The sequence below is a fragment of the Streptomyces sp. NPDC030296 genome, from assembly GCF_055572815.1.
In genome coordinates, this window is the sequence record NZ_JBVICQ010000017.1 from 157,231 (window position 1) to 160,287 (window position 3,057).

Genomic DNA, 3,057 nt, shown 5'->3' on the forward strand with positions numbered 1-3,057 from the left:
CTGGTCAGGGTGTTGGGGTGGGTGTCGCCCAGCACCTGTTCGCACTGGGCGAGGGTGGCCTCCAGCAGGGGGATGGCCCGTTCCAGGTCCCCCGCCGCCTGGTAGGCGTAGGCGAGGTTGATGCGGCTGGTGAGGGTGTTGGGGTGGGTGTCGCCCAGCACCTGTTCGAACTGGGCGAGGGTGGCCTCCAGCAGGGGGATGGCCCGTTCCAGGTCCCCCGCCAGCAGGTAGGCGCCCGCGAGTTGGTCGCGGCTGGTCAGGGTGTTGGGGTGGGTGTCGCCCAGCACCTGTTCGCACTGGGCGAGGGTGGCCTCCAGCAGGGGGATGGCCCGTTCCAGGTCCCCCGCCTCCCGGTAGGCGAGCGCGAGGTTATGGCGGCTGGTCAGGGTGTTGGGGTGGGTGTCGCCCAGCACCTGCTCGTACTGGGCGAGCGCGGCGGTGCGCAGCGCGATGGTGTGGGCGTCGCGGCCTTGGTGGTACAGGTACTGGGCGCCCTGGTAGTAGGTGTCGGCGGTGTCGGCTGAGGGCGCGTTGTCCGTGGGTGTGGACTCGGCGAGGGCGAGGATGTGGGGAAGCAGGCGTTCCCAGGCTGCGGTGTCGTCAGGGTGCAAGTCCTGGTATCCGCTGGGCAGGGCGTTACGGACGGCCTGTTCGGCGTCCGTGCGGCCTGGGGCCGTGGGCTTGGTGTCGTCGTTGTTTGGTTGGGCTGGGGTGCGGGTGCGGGTGCGTAGCACGGTCTGGACGAGTCGGTGGACGGTGACGCTCTGCCGGTCGGTGGTAAAGGCGATCATGTTGTAGGCATGCAGTTCGCCCAGAGCGTTGCTGAGTGCGATGGTGTGGGGTGCGAGGGGCTCAAGGAGTGTTCGGGGGATGTTGTCGGGGGCGAGCCATGCCATGGCCTGTAGGAGGGTGACAGCCAGGGGGTCGCGGTCGGTGATGGCGTGGAGGGTGTGGTCCCAAATCCGAGCGATGGTCTGTTCAGGGCTTGGGGCGTCGCGGTTCTCGTCCAGGACGAGCGCGAGGTGGGCACGGTAGGTGTCGAGGTCAATACCGGTGCGGTGGGCATAGGCACCGGCCTGCTCCAGGGCCAGAGGGAGGTAGCCGAGGTCGTGGGCGAGCCGCTTCGCCGCCTCGCGCTGCCGGCTGCTCACAGCGGCGCCTTGAAAGGCGATGGTGCACAACAGGTCGGTCGCTTCGTCCGCAGGCAGCAGGCCCAGAGAGACCATGGGGGCCAAGGCTTGCCATCCGGTCGCGCGGCGGCTGGTGGCGAGGTGGTGCCCCCCGGAGAGCGTGCCCAGGTAGGGGGCGAGGTGTTCGGGGTTCTCAACGTTGTCGAAGATCAGAAGCCAGTCGGGGTGGGCCTGAAGCCAGGTGATCGCCCATGCAGCTCGTTGGTCCGGCTCTAGCGTCTGCGCCGATTGCGGGCATAGTCGCTGGGTGATCTCGGCGAGGCTGGTGAGGATCGACTCGGGGGAGTCGGCGGTGATCCACCAGATCAGTGTGTAGTTGCTTCGGTAGCGGGTGGCGTAGTGCAGGGCCAGGGCGCTCTTGCCCACACCTCCAAGTCCGCTGATCGTCTGAGCCGGAGTTCGTTGAGGCTGCACCACGGCTGCCGAGCCGCCGCCCGTCAGCGAGTCCCGTAGCGCGGATAGTTCTGCTTCACGGCCGATGAACACCCCCGATGTCGATCTCGGCAGGTACCCGGCCTGCGCGGGTGCTCTTACGTCCAGGGCCGATTCCACTGCGTCTTTGGGCAGGACGACGACCCGCGTGTTGTCGCCGCTCACCGCGACCTGGATGGACTCGGCGCCGATCGGCCGCTCACCGGATACATTCACTCGGGTCGGCTCGCCCGGGGCCGGCGCGTTCACTGCTGCGGCGGGTGGATCGTGGTGTTGTCGCCGGAAGCCGCGATGCCGATGTGCTGCGCGCCGATCGCACGGGTCCCTGACACGTTCACCGTCACCCCGCTCTGGGCCGGCAGCAGTGCCGCGACCTCACGGGCCAGCTCGGCATCCTCACGCAGCGCCAGCTTGATCTGACGGCGCAGCAAGGCCGCCGCGTCCGCGTCGTCCGGCTCTGCGGCTGCCTCATCAACCGCCCGCTCCAATGCCGCCTGGCCTTCCTCGTTCCGTCGGCGCCACACCAGCCGCACAATCCGCTGGCCCAGCCCTGCCGTCTCCTCGACCGCCGCGTCCAGTGCTGCATCCCCGGCCCGATGCAGAATGCCCGCACCATAAGCAGTAACGGCCGCCGACAGATATGGCCCTGCCTGCTCCATCAACTGCACGATCTCCGCACTCACAGCCCCTCCGGGGGTACTCATCACTCCTACCCATGGAGTGACTAAGCGTAGGAAGCCATAACCTATGTGAGTACAGAACGGTAAAACCATCCACCACGGTTCCAGCTCACCGCACCAGACCGCCTACGTCATCCGCTTCAGACCCTCAACCACTGCCAGAGTTACCGACTCCGCACACCCGGCATCCGACCTTCCTTGCCCGTCAGCTTCCCCGGGCTTCCATCCCGTCTGCCGTCGACCCACACATCGTGGAGCGGGCGTGGTTCAGGGCGTCCAGGTGGAGCGCGCCACCGTACGAACGACCTGGACGCCCTGAACCGCGTCTGCTCGGCTCTGCCTGGGTCGACGGCGGACGGGATGGAAGCCACTCCACTCCCCGCGCACCCCCAAAGGCCAGCACCCGGCGACGGCGCCCCCTCTATCCCGGTGCTGGCCGATCCCCCGCCGGAGGCATCGCTCTAGCCTTGCAGTTTCCCGCGCACGGAGTTCGACTCACGGTCTCGCATCTGCCACCAGCGCGGCCCGGGCCCCGGCCGGGCTGGAGCGGGGCGCAGACAGGAGCGCAGGTCCGGCCGGGGGCCGGGCCGCGCGCGGGGAGTGGAGCGAGCCGCCTTGAACCAGTAGAGAAAGTTTGAATCATGCTCGTGCTGCCCTGTGTGTCCTGTCTCGGCTGATGGTTGACACTGCGGCTTCACCTGATGCTTGACACCGCTTGCCTCGGCTTGGCTGTGCGCGTCTGATCGGCGCGTGCA

The 3,057-nt window shown here is 68.1% G+C and carries 2 protein-coding genes; both read right to left on the reverse strand.

The features are described 5' to 3' along the window. Positions 1–1,871: tetratricopeptide repeat protein (locus ACZ4Z3_RS36590; protein WP_468505089.1), on the reverse strand; the 1,871-nt coding region annotated here is incomplete at its 3' end. Further along, entirely contained in the window at positions 1,868–2,305 is a 438-nt protein-coding gene (locus ACZ4Z3_RS36595) for a hypothetical protein (RefSeq protein WP_468505090.1), read from the reverse strand. The genes ACZ4Z3_RS36595 and ACZ4Z3_RS36590, both read right to left, overlap by 4 nt. Between the last annotated feature and the right edge of the window lie 752 nt (positions 2,306–3,057).